At 41.6% G+C, this 17,552-nt stretch carries 14 protein-coding genes and 1 CRISPR repeat array (1 of these 15 running past the window's edge); of the genes, 8 read left to right on the plus strand and 6 right to left on the minus strand.

Features of this window, described 5'->3' with window-relative positions:
- Positions 1-1,912: a CRISPR direct-repeat array (repeat unit 35 nt; unit sequence ATTTGAGTTACTTCCAGTAGAATAAGGATTAAGAC) (it extends 114 nt beyond the left edge of the window).
- Positions 1,913-2,156: 244 nt separating this feature from the next.
- Together cas2 and RB604_RS15740 are read left to right on the plus strand one after the other, a co-directional pair.
- Entirely contained in the window at positions 2,157-2,447 is a 291-nt protein-coding gene (gene cas2 / locus RB604_RS15735; RefSeq protein WP_007481075.1) for a CRISPR-associated endonuclease Cas2, read from the plus strand.
- 19 nt (positions 2,448-2,466) lie between these two features.
- Positions 2,467-3,138 (plus strand): histidine phosphatase family protein, encoded by a 672-nt coding sequence (locus tag RB604_RS15740; RefSeq protein ID WP_055294421.1) that lies wholly within the window; start codon positions 2,467-2,469, stop codon positions 3,136-3,138.
- A gap of 418 nt (positions 3,139-3,556) precedes the next feature.
- Here the strand turns inward: RB604_RS15740 and spt are convergent, their stop codons facing one another.
- Complete coding sequence (gene spt / locus RB604_RS15745) at positions 3,557-4,741, minus strand: serine palmitoyltransferase (protein ID WP_005931766.1); 1,185 nt, start codon at positions 4,739-4,741, stop codon at positions 3,557-3,559.
- A gap of 223 nt (positions 4,742-4,964) precedes the next feature.
- On the opposite strand from spt, the gene RB604_RS15750 reads away from it, so the two are divergent.
- From RB604_RS15750 to RB604_RS15760, 3 genes are read left to right on the plus strand one after another with little or no spacing between them, the layout of a single operon-like run.
- Positions 4,965-5,993, plus strand: a complete 1,029-nt coding sequence (locus tag RB604_RS15750; protein ID WP_007481081.1) for a diacylglycerol/lipid kinase family protein — start codon at positions 4,965-4,967, stop codon at positions 5,991-5,993.
- Positions 5,994-6,053: 60 nt separating this feature from the next.
- On the plus strand, positions 6,054-7,811 hold the full coding sequence (aspS, locus tag RB604_RS15755; protein WP_005931759.1) for an aspartate--tRNA ligase: 1,758 nt from the start codon (positions 6,054-6,056) through the stop codon (positions 7,809-7,811).
- Entirely contained in the window at positions 7,812-8,195 is a 384-nt protein-coding gene (locus RB604_RS15760; RefSeq protein ID WP_025819058.1) for a GtrA family protein, read from the plus strand.
- 97 nt (positions 8,196-8,292) lie between these two features.
- Here the strand turns inward: RB604_RS15760 and RB604_RS15765 are convergent, their stop codons facing one another.
- From RB604_RS15765 to RB604_RS15785, 5 genes are all read right to left on the minus strand, one after another.
- Positions 8,293-9,177 (minus strand): carbon-nitrogen hydrolase, encoded by an 885-nt coding sequence (locus tag RB604_RS15765; RefSeq protein WP_005931757.1) that lies wholly within the window; start codon positions 9,175-9,177, stop codon positions 8,293-8,295.
- A 75-nt stretch (positions 9,178-9,252) separates the two neighbouring features.
- Positions 9,253-10,368, minus strand: coding sequence for an agmatine deiminase family protein (locus tag RB604_RS15770; protein WP_055294418.1), 1,116 nt, complete (start codon positions 10,366-10,368; stop codon positions 9,253-9,255).
- A gap of 31 nt (positions 10,369-10,399) precedes the next feature.
- Positions 10,400-10,930, minus strand: coding sequence for a ferredoxin domain-containing protein (locus RB604_RS15775; protein ID WP_055294415.1), 531 nt, complete (start codon positions 10,928-10,930; stop codon positions 10,400-10,402).
- 327 nt (positions 10,931-11,257) lie between these two features.
- A complete protein-coding gene (locus tag RB604_RS15780) occupies positions 11,258-13,033 on the minus strand; it encodes a CotH kinase family protein (protein WP_055294413.1) in 1,776 nt (591 codons plus the stop codon).
- Positions 13,030-13,500, minus strand: coding sequence for a T9SS type A sorting domain-containing protein (locus RB604_RS15785; protein ID WP_007481091.1), 471 nt, complete (start codon positions 13,498-13,500; stop codon positions 13,030-13,032). The genes RB604_RS15780 and RB604_RS15785 overlap by 4 nt, the downstream gene beginning before the upstream one ends.
- Before the next feature lie 241 nt (positions 13,501-13,741).
- Here RB604_RS15785 and RB604_RS15790 point away from each other — a divergent pair, with 241 nt between their 5' ends.
- The 3 genes from RB604_RS15790 to nuoF all read left to right on the plus strand — a co-directional run bounded on the left by RB604_RS15790 (position 13,742) and on the right by nuoF (position 17,547).
- Entirely contained in the window at positions 13,742-14,362 is a 621-nt protein-coding gene (locus RB604_RS15790) for an ABC transporter ATP-binding protein (protein WP_005931742.1), read from the plus strand.
- Positions 14,363-14,438: 76 nt separating this feature from the next.
- Positions 14,439-15,269, plus strand: coding sequence for an ABC transporter permease (locus RB604_RS15795; RefSeq protein WP_005931739.1), 831 nt, complete (start codon positions 14,439-14,441; stop codon positions 15,267-15,269).
- 370 nt (positions 15,270-15,639) lie between these two features.
- Positions 15,640-17,547: an NADH-quinone oxidoreductase subunit NuoF gene (gene nuoF / locus RB604_RS15800; protein ID WP_005931736.1), complete on the plus strand. Its 1,908-nt coding sequence runs from the start codon at positions 15,640-15,642 to the stop codon at positions 17,545-17,547.
- Positions 17,548-17,552 lie beyond the last annotated feature (5 nt).

Below are 17,552 nucleotides of genomic sequence, written 5' to 3' on the forward strand. Positions count from 1 at the left end.
AAGTTAGGGGGCGTGTCATGTAAAATTTGAGTTACTTCCAGTAGAATAAGGATTAAGACTTGCAAATCCGAGTAATTATCACCGCCCCATAATTCATATTTGAGTTACTTCCAGTAGAATAAGGATTAAGACTATCTGTGTCCACATCTCGCTTTACCAGCATGGTATTTGAGTTACTTCCAGTAGAATAAGGATTAAGACAGAACAATCGAAGCTTTTCTTAAGCCCCTTGATTGTATATTTGAGTTACTTCCAGTAGAATAAGGATTAAGACGCTTTTGGCATCCACTTGAGTATTAACACCAAAATTTGAGTTACTTCCAGTAGAATAAGGATTAAGACATTTGTGCTTCCCTTAATATCTTATTTTCCTCTTCTCATTTGAGTTACTTCCAGTAGAATAAGGATTAAGACGTTGCAGAATCTGCAGACCATTCGCAGTTAATTTTTATTTGAGTTACTTCCAGTAGAATAAGGATTAAGACTCGTTGATTCGAATATCTGTCAGAATCTGCAATATTTGAGTTACTTCCAGTAGAATAAGGATTAAGACATTCAGATACAGTTTCGACTGTTTCTTTGTCTGTAAAAATTTGAGTTACTTCCAGTAGAATAAGGATTAAGACCAAATATAGCAAGTTTGGCATTGTCTTTCATGACACATTTGAGTTACTTCCAGTAGAATAAGGATTAAGACATACGCCAATACCTGCACAAACAACCATCCATACTAAAATTTGAGTTACTTCCAGTAGAATAAGGATTAAGACACTTTGAAAATACGGAGAGGGTGCAATCACTTCGAATTTGAGTTACTTCCAGTAGAATAAGGATTAAGACGGTACCAGCTACTATGAAGGCGGTATCAGATTGATTTGAGTTACTTCCAGTAGAATAAGGATTAAGACTTTCTCCATAATCACTTCTCCATCTGAATGAGAAGAAATTTGAGTTACTTCCAGTAGAATAAGGATTAAGACGGCATTGCCCTAACCATTTCCAACGTGCAATTTTATTTGAGTTACTTCCAGTAGAATAAGGATTAAGACCTTTTTAGCTAATTTTTCACTTGCTTTGATCGCTTTAAATTTGAGTTACTTCCAGTAGAATAAGGATTAAGACATCTTACAGATATCAAATTTGTAGGCGGCTTTTACACATTTGAGTTACTTCCAGTAGAATAAGGATTAAGACTTTTTTTCGTTAAAAACCCTTTGTAATTTTGAGCAGATTTGAGTTACTTCCAGTAGAATAAGGATTAAGACGAATGAGTGTCTTCCGTCAGGTGAGAAGCAATACATTATTTGAGTTACTTCCAGTAGAATAAGGATTAAGACATACATTGCAGCAAACGCCGACAAATGCACCAATTAAAGCATTTGAGTTACTTCCAGTAGAATAAGGATTAAGACATGCAGACAATTCCTCACTCAAATGATCAACAATATTTGAGTTACTTCCAGTAGAATAAGGATTAAGACGCGTCCATACCTAACAGGGCGAGAACCTGCAAGATTTGAGTTACTTCCAGTAGAATAAGGATTAAGACAACATATCTTCTTTGGCCGTGTCATGCATAAACTTACATTTGAGTTACTTCCAGTAGAATAAGGATTAAGACTTTACCGAGATACATCTCACAGCGCTTTCCGGAAATTTGAGTTACTTCCAGTAGAATAAGGATTAAGACGCGGCACAACTGCTCAATGATTTGCATGTGCCGTTCGAAATGTAATTTGAGTTACTTCCAGTAGAATAAGGATTAAGACGACTGAACTAGTGCCCATGTTGCAATGTCTTTTTTATTTGAGTTACTTCCAGTAGAATAAGGATTAAGACTTAAAAGCTCTGCGTATTTCTTATTGTTGCAGTATTTGATTTGAGTTACTTCCAGTAGAATAAGGATTAAGACTTTTCTCCGTTACGCCATGTCACAACCCAGATCCCGTATTTGAGTTACTTCCAGTAGAATATTAAGACAAGCAACTCTCTAAAATCATTTATATCTCATTATCCCGAATTCAGAAACAATGATACATCCATACACCTTTAATTCACTCTAATAATATTACCCCATTTTAACCTCAAAATTTTTCTTTTCCAATACCACATATCCCGCATTTTCATTATATTTACCTCCAAATACGCAACACCAAATGGCAAGAGCAAAAAAGACATTCTGTGTCGTAGCATACGATATTAAAGAAGACCGGAAAAGAGCACGCGTCTCTAAAATTCTGGAAAAATATGGAATAAGAGTCAATTTCAGTGTATTCGAATGTATGTTTACCGATATCCAACTATTACAAGTGCAAGAGAAAATAAAAAAAATATTGGATAAACGCTCCGATACAGTCATATACTATCCGATTTGCGTCAATTGTTATACAAAAATCATATATCAACCGGCACATCGCCAAACGTCCCGCACTATAGAAATTGTATAAAATAAAAAGAAATCATCTGATGAAACCCAAACGAATTATCCTTGTCCGCCACGGCGAATGTGATGCAAACATTGACGAAAATAAATTCGCCACAATACCTGATTATACAATCGAGTTAACCCCGAAAGGCTATGAACAAGCATTAGAAGCCGGAAAAAAACTAAAAAGAATAGTAAAAGAAGAAACACTCTATTTTTATGTTTCACCTTTCTGGAGAACACGCTCCACCTTTGAAGCAATCGTGAAAGCATTTCCTCGAGAACAATTTCACTATTCCGAAGAACCACGACTCAGGGAGCAAGAGTGGGGGTATCTGCGTACAGAACAAGAATTACAGCAACTAAAATTACAAAGACGGGAATATGGAATATTCTATTATCGCTTCCCAGGAGGAGAAGCCGGAAGTGACGTATATGACCGCATAAACGATCTGTTAGGGTCCCTACATCGTGATTTTACTACCGATTCCTATCCTGAAAATTGCATATTGATTACTCATTCACTGGCCATCCGTTTATTTATTATGCGATGGTTCCATCTCACTGTGGAAGAATTCGAAACAATGCAATCACCGGAAAACGGAAGTCTGGTAATATTGGAGTTAAACCCGGAAACTAACAAGTACCGATTGATCACTCCACTGGAAACGAAAAAAGAGAAACCCCGATATAACCGGCCTATCAAAATCTAATACTTACCTACATAAATAAGAAAGAGAAATCAAAAAATATGGTACGTATATTTAGGATATATGATTGAAGTTAGTTGTCATATTGACAAGTACAAGAAAAGTGTCTTTTGAAATCCGACCGACCAGGATAATTTTATAGAAGGTGACCCCTATCAGATAAAGCATTATATATCAAATGCATAAATGAATATTTTTCTAAGAAAACGAATAACTATTCCCCGCGGGAAAACATTAATATTAAGACTGTGTTAAAATGCATTCTTTACATGCAAGAATACGTATTCTTACACTTAAGAAATTAATAGTTTGTCCGGACAGAAAGCAATACTTGAAAAAGGCAATTAACAATGTTAAAAAAAAGAGAGGCATTCTGATATTGAACACCTCTCTTCTTCATATTTCTTAAATGATAGGATTTTTAGAGAATTTCCAGTTGCTTGAAGCATTTCACCAACTTATCTACCGCAGAATCTATCTGTTCTTTCGTATGCGTAGCCATCAACGCAACACGCACCAATGTATCTTGAGGTGCACATGCCGGCGGAATAACCGGATTAATAAACACACCTTCATCAAATGCCAACTTGGTAACCATGAAAGTCTTGTCTGTATCGCGTACATAAAGCGGTATGATAGGAGACTCCGTAGCACCAATCTCAAAACCGGCTTCACGGAAACGTTTCAATGCATAATTCGTAGCTTCCCACAACGCTTCAAGTCTTTCCGGTTCATTCTGGATAATATGAAGAGCTTCTAAAGCAGAAGCCGTAGCAGCCGGAGTATTGGAAGCACTGAAAATATAAGTACGTGCAGTATGACGCAACCAGTTAATGATCGACTCGTCAGCCGCAATAAAACCACCGATAGAAGCCAACGATTTACTGAAAGTACCCATAATCAGGTCGATTTCGTCTGTCAGACCGAAATGGTCGCAAACACCGCGTCCCTGTTTTCCGAATACACCCAATCCATGAGCTTCGTCCACCATGATAGTAGCATTATATTTATGTTTCAAACGCACTATTTCGGGCAAATTAGCTAAATCACCTTCCATAGAGAATACACCATCCACGATAATCAGCTTTACAGAATCCGGATTACACTTTTGAAGCTGTTTCTCCAGATCGGCCATATCATTGTGTTTGTACTTCAAATTCTGAGAGAATGATAAACGACGTCCGTCTACGATAGAAGCGTGGTCGCGGTCATCACAAATAATATAATCATTACGATCAGTCAAACAAGCTATTACACCAGAATTCACTGTGAATCCGGTAGAAAAACAAAGGGCATCTTCTTTACCGACAAAAGCAGCCAATTCCTTCTCTAACTTCACATGCAAGTCGAGCGTACCATTCAGGAAGCGTGAACCGGCACAGCCGGAACCGTATTTTTTCATAGCTTTAATACCAGCTTCAATAACTCTTTCGTCTCCGGTAAGGCCGGTATATGCGTTTGAGCCGAACATCAGAACTTTGTGTCCGCCCATATTCACCTCTGTACCTTGTTTCCCTTCTATCTCACGAAAATAGGGGTATACGCCCATTGCCATATACTGTTGTGGCAAGTCGTATTTAGCTAACTTCTCTTGTAATAATCCCATGAATTGTTATTTATTATTCGCTTATTGGTTACTGATAGACAACAGTCCAAATCCTTTTTATCCTTAATAACTGTTTAAAACAGGGGGCAAAGATAACAAAATTTGTTTTCAGCTGTTCTTTTTAGTAGAAAAAATATGCTCTTTATGCTTTTGGAGAGATGAGGAGACTTAAAATTTAGAAATTTATATTACTTTTGTCGATCACAATCGATAAAAATATAGCATGAACGAAAACATGAAGAAATTAATATTCATCGTCAATCCGATTTCAGGCACACAGAGTAAGGAGCTTATTCTTAATCTATTAGACGAAAAAATAGATAAGGAGAAGTATACTTGGGATGTGGTGTATACAAAAAGAGCCGGTCATGCCATAGAGATTGCTGCCCAAGCTGCGGAAATGAAAACCGATGTAGTGGTAGCTATCGGTGGTGACGGAACGATCAACGAGATAGGACGCTCGCTGGTACATACGGAAACAGCACTCGGCATCATCCCATGCGGATCGGGCAACGGACTTGCAAGACATCTGCATATCCCGATGGAGCCTAAAAAGGCATTGGAGATAATCAACGACGGGATATGCGACATTATAGATTATGGTAAGATCAACGGTACAGATTTTTTTTGTACTTGCGGAGTAGGATTCGACGCTTTCGTCAGTCTGAAATTTGCCAATGCCGGAAAACGCGGATTATTGACCTATCTGGAAAAAACATTGCAGGAGAGTCTGACTTATCAACCCGAAACTTACGAACTGGAAACCGAAGACGGTACCTATAAATATAAGGCATTTCTCATTGCATGCGGGAATGCGTCACAATATGGCAACAACGCCTATATAGCACCACAAGCCACCCTGACAGACGGTCTTCTGGATGTTACCATTCTTGAACCGTTCACCGTTCTGGACGTACCGTCGCTCGCCTTCCAACTGTTCAATAAAACCATCGATCAAAATAGCCGTATCAAAACTTTCCGTTGTAAAAACTTGCGCATTCATCGTTCCAAACCGGGAGTCATTCATTTTGACGGTGATCCGATGCAGGCTGATGAGAATGTAAACATCGAAATTATACAAAAAGGGTTACGGGTTATCGTGCCCAAAACAACCGTGGAAAAAGACAATGCAAATGTATTGCAGAGGGCACAGGAATACGTAAACGGCATTAGAATGATCAACGAAGCTATTGTAGACAACATTACCCACAAAAATCAGAAAATTATTAAGAAATTAACCCGAAAGGATTAAGAATTTGTGTACTTTTGCAAAATTGTAAAATAGTAAATCGTCTAATTGTAAATTAAGGATATGTTTAGAACACACACGTGTGGAGAACTTAGAATCTCTGATGTAAACAAGCAAGTAACGCTGTCCGGATGGGTACAGCGCAGCCGTAAAATGGGAGGTATGACTTTTATTGATCTCCGCGATCGCTACGGCATCACTCAATTGGTTTTCAACGAAGAAGTAAACGCCGAACTATGTGAACAAGCTAACAAACTGGGACGCGAATTCGTTATCCAGATAACCGGAGTTGTAAACGAACGTTTCAGCAAAAACTCAAATATTCCTACGGGAGATATCGAAATCATCGTATCGGAACTGAATATTCTAAATGCAGCCGTAACTCCTCCTTTTACGATTGAAGATAATACGGACGGGGGAGATGACATCCGTATGAAATACCGTTATCTCGATCTGCGTCGTAATGCCGTTCGTTCCAATTTGGAATTGCGCCATAAAATGACGATAGAGGTACGTAAATATCTGGATGAACAAGGGTTTATCGAAGTAGAAACTCCGGTATTGGTAGGTTCTACTCCCGAAGGCGCCCGCGATTTTGTAGTTCCCTCACGTATGAATCCGGGACAGTTTTATGCTTTGCCCCAATCTCCGCAGACTTTAAAGCAACTGTTAATGGTGGCCGGCTTCGACCGTTATTTCCAGATTGCAAAATGTTTCCGTGACGAAGACCTTCGTGCCGACCGTCAACCGGAATTTACCCAGATAGACTGCGAGATGAGCTTCGTTGAACAAGAAGACATTATCGCTACATTCGAAGGCATGGCAAAACATCTGTTCAAAACACTTCGTGGAGTGGAACTAACAGAGCCGTTTATACGCATGCCTTGGAGCGATGCCATGAAATATTACGGCAGTGACAAACCGGACCTGCGTTTCGGAATGAAATTCGTAGAGTTGATGGATATCATGAAAGGTCACGGCTTTTCCGTATTCGACAATGCGACCTATATCGGCGGTATTTGTGCCGAAGGTGCTGCAAGCTATACCCGTAAGCAATTGGATGCATTGACGGAATTCGTAAAAAGACCGCAAATCGGTGCCAAAGGAATGGTATATGCACGTGTAGAAGCCGATGGTACGGTAAAATCGAGTGTTGACAAATTCTATACACAAGAGGTGCTTCAGCAGATGAAAGAAGCTTTTGGAGCTAAACCGGGCGATTTGATTTTGATACTGTCCGGCGATGATACCATGAAGACCCGGAAACAACTTTGTGAACTGCGTCTGGAAATGGGTAAGCAGTTGGGATTGCGTGATAAGAACAAGTTTGCTTGTCTTTGGGTAATAGATTTCCCGATGTTTGAATGGAGTGAAGAAGAAGGCCGCCTGATGGCGATGCACCATCCGTTTACGCATCCGAAAGACGAAGATATCCATCTGTTGGATACCGATCCGGCTGCTGTTCGCGCAGATGCTTATGATATGGTTGTCAATGGTGTGGAAGTAGGAGGCGGGTCAATCCGTATCCACGACGCACAACTACAGGCAAAGATGTTCGAAATCTTGGGCTTTACCCCCGAAAAGGCGCAAGAACAGTTTGGCTTCCTGATGAATGCATTCAAATTCGGCGCTCCTCCTCACGGCGGTTTGGCTTACGGTCTCGACCGTTGGGTATCGCTCTTTGCAGGTCTGGATTCAATCCGCGATTGTATTGCATTCCCGAAAAACAATTCCGGTCGTGATGTGATGTTGGATGCTCCGGCAGCACTCGATCCGTCACAACTTGATGAACTGAATCTGATCGTAGATATCAAGGAATAAGTGAAAGAGTCTGTACGCATCTTTCGTTTTGCCGTAATAGGTACGCTCAATGCTTTGATTACAGCATTCATCATTTGGCTGATGATGAAGAAGTTGTCGTACGATTACATTCCTGCCAATATCACTGCGTATATTATAGCCCAAATACACAATTTTATTTGGTGCAAATATTGGATATTTCCTACCGAAAGCAGAAAGAACAGCCTTTGGAAACAGATGCTGTTCTTTGGTATGGCTTTCGGTATAGCATATAGTGCGCAGTTCCTATTTCTTATTTCATTGGTAGAAGCAGGGGATGTAAATGAGTACTTAGCCCAATTCTTAGGTTTATTTATCTATGGAACAGTCAATTTTATAACAAACAAAAAAATTACTTTTCGATAGTCATTCACTACAGAGAATATACAGAGGGCACAGAATTTTAGTTGTACAGCAACCAAAAATCTGTGCCCTCTGTGTATATATACTGTGAAACGAAAGATCAGTCCAAGAACCGTTTTGTCAGTCCGCCATATTCGTCTATTCTTCTGTCGCGCAAGAACGGCCACCAACGGCGCACATTTTCCGAACGCTCCATATCAACTTCTACAACTATATTCTCTGTACGGTCATTGGAAGCTTGCGCCAGCAATTCTCCTTGAGGACCGGCAACAAAGCTGTTTCCCCAAAAAAGGATTCCATCCGTACGCATCGAAGGATCAGGTTCATGCCCCACACGGTTAACAGAAATAACCGGAATGCCGTTTGCTACGGCATGAGCACGTTGAGAGATAATCCATGCATTGAGCTGGCGGATCTTCTCATCATCGGCGTCCGAACTTTCCCAACCGATGGCAGTAGGATAAATCAGCAATTCCGCTCCTTTCAAGGCCATGAGTCGGGCTGCTTCCGGATACCACTGGTCCCAGCATACAAGCACGCCAAGTTTACCCAAAGAGGTTTGGACAGGTTCGAAGCCGATATCTCCGGGAGTAAAATAAAACTTCTCATAATAGGCCGGATCATCGGGGATATGCATCTTCCGGTATTTTCCGGCTATACTGCCATCACTGTCGAAAACGACCGCCGTATTATGATACAATCCCGGAGCACGTTTTTCAAATAAAGAAGTTACCAAAACGACCCCGTTAGCGGCAGCCAACTCCGAATAAAATCCGGTAGAAGGGCCGGGAATAGATTCCGCTAAATCAAAAACAAGGGTATTTTCCGTTTGGCAAAAATAAAGGGAGTTGTGCAACTCTTGCAACACAATCAGCTGTGCACCACGTGCAGCACACGCTTCTATGCTCTTAGCTAAATTCATCAGATTCGTTCTGATGTCCGAAGTATTGGCTTGCTGAATCAAACCGACTTGTATCTTTCTCATCTATATCAATATATTTACGATTGAACAATCAAAGCTATTTACGATTGGACAATTTACGATTTACGATTGAAGTTACTATTTTAGGACGCCGAGGGGGTATTGCATGGTGACGCAATGCAAGGAACCGTGTTGCTTAATCAAAGGGCGACAGTCGATGCCTACCATCTGATATCCGGGAAAAGCCTCTTGCAAAACCTCACAAGCACGCCTGTCATTCTCCGGTTGATTATAAGTAGGATAGAGGATAGTCCCATTCAGTATCAAGAAATTAGCATATGTGGCAGGTAACCGTTCTCCCTCTTCCACTATTTTATCGGCCATTGGCAAAGCTAACAGACGATAAGGTTCACCGTTCAATGTACGGAATGAATGAAGCTGCTCTTCCATAGCCTGCAAAGCTTCATAATGCTCATCCGTTTCATCTTCACATTGCACATAGACAATGGTATCGGCGGGGCAAAACCGTGCCAATGTATCGATATGGCTATCCGTATCGTCACCGGCCAGATATCCGTCATCCAACCATAATATTTGCCGAACTTGAAAAACACTTTTCAGATACTCTTCAATTTCCACTTTATTTTTTTGTCCGTTACGGTTGGGAGACAACAGGCATTCGGAGGTAGTAAGCAAAGTTCCCATACCGTCACTCTCGATAGATCCCCCTTCGAGCACAAAACCGAGACGATTGACATAACGCCCTTTCAGAATTCCATTTTCAACAGCATGACGAGTAATCTGATTATCAAGATGGGAAGCAAACTTCAATCCCCATCCGTTAAAAGTGAAATCGAGTAGGGAAGGCCCGTCTGCATCCATCATGGTAATGGCTCCGTGATCACGCGCCCATGTATCATTCGTTCCGCATTCCAGAAAACGGACATTCTCCATATTCACAATAGCGGCAATCTGCTTTTTCACCTCTTCCGGTTCAGGGGTGACAATCAATAACAACTCTCTTTCCGCTATCTCCCGGGCTATATCGATAAAACACTTCTGCACTTCCTCCAACATATATGCCCAATCCGTCTCTGCATGAGGCCAAGTTAATTGTACTCCGCTTTGAGGATACCACTCAGCGGGAAGAAAAGGCTTCCGCACCTCCATCTGCTGATCGGCTACTTTGCCAAAATTCAATTGTAAATCTTTCTCCGAACCTCCTGTACGGGGAAGTCCTACTAAAATTCCCATCTGCCTGATTTGTTTTTTTAATTTATGAAATCTATTGTTTGGGCTTACGGTCAAAGAACGGATTCTTGGAAGAAGCACTGACAGGTATGGCATACACCTGTTTACAGCCTTTCAACCATTCAAGCCGTTGTGCCGCCAATCCCGCAGAGAACATCACACGTGTATCTACACGCATATCGGCTGCTGTGGCACAGGCAGAACCGATAGCAATGCCGACATCGACGCTGTTGATAGCACAAGGCACCCCTTCTGCACGACCGGCACAAGTGGCATATCCGCAATGTCCGCAGTTCAAACCCTGAGCCTGTTCATGCGTACCTATCAGCACAATGCCCTCTGCACTCAATATGTTATCGGCATCCCGAAGAAAAAATTTCATACCATGTTCTTCTACCATTGCAACCATCTTATCGGAAAGTACTTTTACATCATCCCCTGTAACCAAAGCAACTTCTATTATATCCACTCCCTTTCCTTTCGGAGCCGTACGGGCTGCTGTCATCATCTGACGTGCCACATCAAGCACATGTTCATGACGAATATCTCGTTCGTTCTGTATCATAATCTCTTTTTTAAAATTCACTAAGCAAAGATAAAGATAAAAATGTAACGGAAAAAAGAATTAATTCTTTATCTAACAGAGAATCCCCTTTACTGTTTGCTTATAATGCAAAGAGTATAGCCAATCCAAGATAAATTAACCTGAGTTCGACATAACTTTTGTCTCGTGTGATTAAGAAGAAGCTATACAGCATAATTCTTATAACGAATCAGAATTAAATGAAAACATAAAAAAACGCAGATTTACACAAAGAGCAAAATCACATTTGCGATCATTTGTATAAATCTACGCTTTTTTTATTATCAGTATATACGCAGACGATAGGGGTTATTTAAAATAACTATCCATCCACACCAAACGCTCCTGATACCATTTACTGATTTGTGCCAAAGAGGTGTAGCAACTGCTGTTAGACGGTATTGCCGGCCATCTCTTAAAGTCTTTCTCGTAGGCTTCCTGTGATATTTGCGACATAAAATCCGAGAAACGTCCGATTACATTATTGTAGCTCAACGCATTCGTCTTAAGATAATTCCAACGTGCAACAATTTCCGGTTGGAAAGCCGCATAAAACATATTCCAAAAGCGTTTGCCGCTCTCGCCGGGCTCGGGAGAGTTCAGTACGCTTCCCGAACTGGACAACAGCTTACTCCCGTTCCAATACAATCCCAATATCGTATCCATATCATACCACTGGAAATACCAGATACTTCCATCCCATGTGCACATCGATAGATTTTTATCGACATCATCGTCGGCATAAAATGCCTCCAGAATAATATAATAATCCATCATTGCATCTTTATTGAAATAATTGTTGAATCCGCTTTTGAAAGCACTCGCATTATTTTTCACTGAATTGAACCAATCCAACGGGCGGGAAATCTTTTTTACGATATCTGCCGGAATATCACCGGCTCCACTGACTCCGTCGATTTTAGGATTCTTCATCTCCCAGTTACTTGATACAAATGCATAGAAATTGTTATGCTCTTCCGCTTTCAGCAAAATATGATTGTAATTCGACTTTGTCATACAGTAATTATCACGATGTACCTTCAAATTCCAGGTATAAAGACCATAATACTCATCGTTAATATACAGCTCTATGGGAAACCCGTCAATATGTCCTTTAGCTCCGTTATCCAGTATATTACCTTTTACATTATCTCCCCAACCCGAACGCCACGGACGTTGCTTCTCAAACGGCAGTGTATAGGCAACATCGTCTACAACACGCCCCATACAAACGTTTCTTGCCTGCGTAGCATCTATATAATTGGCCTTTAAATGATAAGAATCCATCGGTATCCAGTCTCCAAATTTTATTTTTCGGTCGAGATCGATAGAGAAATTCTTTTTAGGATATGACATCGAAGAAGAACCCTGATAGGTTATCTCTATTTCCGACTTAAAACCGTAACCGTTGCCACCATTATAAGTCAGCTTGGCAGTAACGGGATAATCTTTTGTCACGTTATTCAGATTCACATCGATATTAACCTGTCCCAAACCTTCCGGAGGAAGAATAGAAGTGTATTTTTTATCTTTCAGTTCCTGATACTCCGAAAATGAGGCAGTGGCATCCTGCAAATCACTTAGAGACGTTTCGTTTGCTTCTAATTGTTTCTTAAGATCGATGATGCAGTTTACCAGACTGTCATTCGTCTTTTTCAACGCACCGATCGACTTCTGAAAATCCTCGGAATTGCTGTTCAAAGCATATTCCGCATATTTTGCATAAGGCACGCTGCCCAATTCCGTGGCACTGATCTCTTCGTAGCCGTTCCCTCTATCGAGTTTGATCTTAATCGATTGGTTTTGAGCGCTCCAGTCGATCTTTTCAAATGTACCGAAAACACGGCTTCCGTTACCAATAACCATATTTATATATCCCGTGGCCGATGTAGTGAGCTGGTGGGTTTCCTTATATGCCACCTGATTGTCCGACATAATTGTAACCTGTAACGTCACGCTCTGTTCTTTTATAACCATCCCTGAAGCGTCCCGCAAAACGGCTTGATAATTAAATCCTTTCTGAGGATCGATTGCAAACATATTCAGGCTGATGAAAAAGCTGATCAATAAGAAAATGTGTTTCATAGTTTTATGATTTTTTTTATTACTACTGTTTTACCGTTGATATCGGTTAATTTTACACTGTAAATACCGGAAGTTAAAGAAGATACATTATACGTAGAAGGAGACTTCAGTATATTGAACTGTCTTGCCAATACTCCATTGAGTGAATAGATACTGATAGAAGCCATAGAAGCAGACGGAGGGATGGAGATATTCAAATAATCGCCGACCGGAGAAGGCCATATCACGGTTTTCTCCTGCCACTCATCAGTCTCCAACCCCACAGACGAGCTTAGATCGATATAAGACAAGATTCCCTGAACGATCATACAGTCATCTGTTTGATAATAACCTCCGACAACTTCCCCTATAACCCAAGACACCGCAGGAGACTCCCTCCCGGCAGGTGCAACAAGCTGTTGTGCATAGACCGAAGAAGCATACAGGCAACCTAAAATACCTAATAGAGGTATGCAAATGTGTTTCATAATAAAAAGATTTAATTGTTATGGTAGTAATACATATGAATAGTAGAAACACCCCATACCGATTAATCTTATTTAACTGTTTATCGATAATTACTTACCGTATTTGCACAAATGCGCCCCGTATGGCTAACATTTCTTCTCCGTCTTTCTGATAAATTCTTCGTGAAGATTCACAAATAAAGTATAAAGAAGCGCCATATTTTTCCTACCTTTGCCGAAAAGACTGATTATTAAGACATAAATGCTACAAATAAATAACGCATGTATTGCTTTCGGAGAAGACGTGCTTTTTTCCGGCTTTTGCATGCAAGTACGCAGAGGCGAGACGGCTTGCATTGCGGGAGAGTCGGGTAAGGGAAAAACATCGCTTCTTAACGCCATTATGGGATTTGTACCGTTACGTGAAGGAACAATCACCGTAGGCGATTTGGAATTAAATAAGAGTACCATTGACATCATTCGCCGCCAGACAGCCTGGATTCCCCAAGAACTGGCACTGCCCGTTGAATGGGTAAAGGAGATGGTGCGGCTTCCGTTTGAACTGAAAGCTAACAAAAACAATCCTTTCTCGAAGAAAATGCTGTTCGACTGCTTTGCAGAATTGGGATTGGATGAAGAACTGTATAACAAGCGGGTAGGGGAAGTATCCGGTGGGCAACGGCAACGCATTATGATAGCCGTGGCCGCCCTATTAAAAAAGCCGCTGATTATAGTAGACGAACCCACCTCGGCGCTCGATTCCGAATCTGCAGATAAAGTATTGGCTTTTTTATGCAGACAAGCCGAACAAGGAGCTGCTGTTTTAGCCGTATCCCATAGCAAAGCCTTCGCCCACGGCTGTAACCAGATAATCACATTATAAAATCAGATAATCACAATTATTAAAGGGATGTAATCTCAATCGTCTAACCGTCAACCGTTCAATCGTAAATATTTTCATGGGAACAATAGATATATCTTACCTTAGCCTGCTTACCGGCTTGCTTCTGCTGATCATACCGGTGTTTTATTTGTGGAAATTCAAAACCGGTCTGTTAAAAGCCACCCTTATCGGCACGGCACGCATGATCGTACAGCTTTTCCTGATCGGGATGTATCTGAAATACTTATTCCTGTGGAATAACCCGTGGATAAACTTTCTGTGGGTAATCATTATGATATTCGTAGCCGGACAAACGGCCCTTTCGCGTACCGGATTAAAACGGAAAATACTGTTGATTCCCATCAGTGTGGGCTTTCTATGTAGTGTGGTTCTGGTAGGAATGTACTTTATCGGCATAGTACTTCAACTGGACAATGTATTCAGCGCCCAATACTTCATTCCTATTTTCGGCATTCTGATGGGAAACATGCTTTCGAGCAATGTCATCGCCTTGAACACCTATTACAGCGGTCTGAAACGGGAAGAGCAACTCTATTGCTATCTGCTCGGCAACGGAGCGACACGTCAGGAAGCACAAGCTCCTTTCATCCGGCAGGCGATCATAAAAGCTTTCAGCCCTCTGATAGCCAATATCGCCGTAATGGGATTGGTGGCATTACCGGGCACAATGATCGGACAGATATTGGGAGGCAGTAGCCCGAATGTGGCCATCAAATATCAAATGATGATTATGGTAATTACATTCACCGCTTCCATGCTATCACTGATGATCACCATCTCACTTGCATCGCGTAAATCATTCGATGCATATGGCAGGCTGTTACAGGTTATGGTAGAAAAAAAGGAGAAGCCTCTCCCCAACCCTCTCCGTAGGAGAGGGAGCTAAGTTAGCTTTGTGACTAATCAATAAACAAAAGCCTCTCCCCAACCCTCTCCGTGGGAGAGGGAGCTAAGTTAGCTTTGTGACTAATCAATAAACAAAAGCCTCTCCCCAACCCTCTCCGTGGGAGAGGGAGCTAAGTTAGCTTTGTAACTAATCAATAAACAAAAGCCTCTCCCCAACCCTCTCCGTGGGAGAGGCTTCGTTTTTATCTTAATGACACAGAAAACGGCCATTTGCAATCCACAGTATGCAAAAATATCTAAAATAAGTCTATTAATCTCCCTAAAATACTTTCCTTTTAATATTTCAGACAGTTTCTTTTTGTATCGTCGGTTGAATTTGTATATTTGCTACCGAACTTAATTTAATACCGATGAAAATACTGTCAATTCACGATCTTGAAAAGATCAGAAAGAGTGCGGCAACCGCACTCCGTTTACGTGAAGAGAGTAACGACAAAGTAACTGAAAATAGCTGCGGTCTGACTCTCGGTTCACAACACTTGCAGATTTTGATTTGTGGAGGTACGGGATGCAAAGCTTCTTCCAGTCACACCATTGCAGACAATCTGAATAAAGCACTCGAAGAAAACGGAATAGCAGACAAAGTAGAGGTCATAACAACCGGCTGCTTTGGTTTCTGCGAGAAAGGGCCTATCGTAAAAATCATACCCGACAATACATTTTATATACAAGTAACTCCCGAAGATGCCGAGGAAATAGTAAGGGAACATATTATAAGAGGTAAGAGGATCGAGCGTCTGCTATTTACCGATCCTAAAACCGAACAGAAAGTAAGCGATTCGAAACATATGGATTTCTACCGGAAACAAATGCGCATCGCATTGCGCAATTGTGGTTTCATCGACCCGGAGAACATAGAAGAATATATTGCCCGCAACGGGTATGCAGCTTTGGCGGATTCCCTTTTCAACCATACTCCGGAAGAGATAATAGATGAGATCAAACGTTCCGGTTTGCGTGGCCGTGGGGGCGGAGGATTTCCCACAGGCATGAAATGGGAACTGACCGCAAAACAGCAGGCAGCCCTTAAATACGTGGTTTGCAATGCCGACGAGGGTGACCCGGGCGCATTTATGGACCGTTCCATTATGGAAGGAGATCCTCATTCCATTATCGAAGCGATGGCATTATGCGGATATTCGATCGGTGCCTCTCAAGGGCTCGTATACATTCGTGCAGAATATCCATTGGCAATACACCGTTTGAAAACAGCCATTATGCAAGCCCGTGAATACGGATTGTTGGGAGAGAATATATTGGGAACAGGTTTCAACTTTGATATTAATATAAGGTATGGAGCCGGTGCTTTTGTATGTGGCGAAGAAACCGCACTTATTCACTCGATGGAAGGCAAAAGAGGTGAACCGACCCTGAAACCGCCATTCCCTGCCGAATCCGGATACCAAGGCAGACCGACCAATGTGAATAACGTGGAAACACTGGCCAATATCCCCATCATTCTCATAAACGGGGCCGAGTGGTTTGCCTCCATCGGTACGGAACGATCCAAAGGAACCAAGGTTTTTGCCCTGGCCGGAAAGATCAATAACGTCGGGTTAATAGAAGTACCGATGGGAACAACCTTACGCGAGGTAATTTATGAGATAGGCGGAGGTATCAAAGGCGGGAAGCAATTTAAAGCCGTACAAACCGGAGGTCCTTCGGGCGGCTGCCTTACCGAAAAGCATCTCGATACCCCCATCGATTTCGACAATCTGCTTGCAGCCGGTTCTATGATGGGTTCGGGTGGAATGATCGTTATGGACGAAGATGATTGCATGGTGTCAGTAGCGCGCTTCTTCCTTGACTTCACTGTAGAAGAATCATGCGGTAAATGTACCCCCTGCCGGATCGGCAACAAACGGTTGTTGGAATTACTCAATAAAATAACGGAAGGGAAAGCCACCGAGAAAGACCTGCAAACTTTGCAAACACTCGGTAAAGTAATAAAGGATACTGCTTTATGCGGATTAGGGCAGACGTCTCCAAATCCGGTGTTATCTACATTAGACAATTTCTATGACGAGTATGTGGAGCACGTACGGGATAAAACATGCCGTGCCAAACAATGCAAGTCTCTGCTGACCTACTACATCAATCCCGATACTTGCATCGGTTGTCACCTATGTGCTAAAAATTGTCCGGCGGATGCCATCACGGGATTACCGCGTAAACCTCATACCGTTCTTCCGGAGAAATGTATCAAGTGTGGCATGTGCATGGCACGCTGTAAGTTCAATGCAATCTCTGTATGCTAATCTCA

Origin of the sequence: Bacteroides salyersiae, assembly GCF_031172035.1 — a bacterium.
GTDB lineage: Bacteria > Bacteroidota > Bacteroidia > Bacteroidales > Bacteroidaceae > Bacteroides > Bacteroides salyersiae.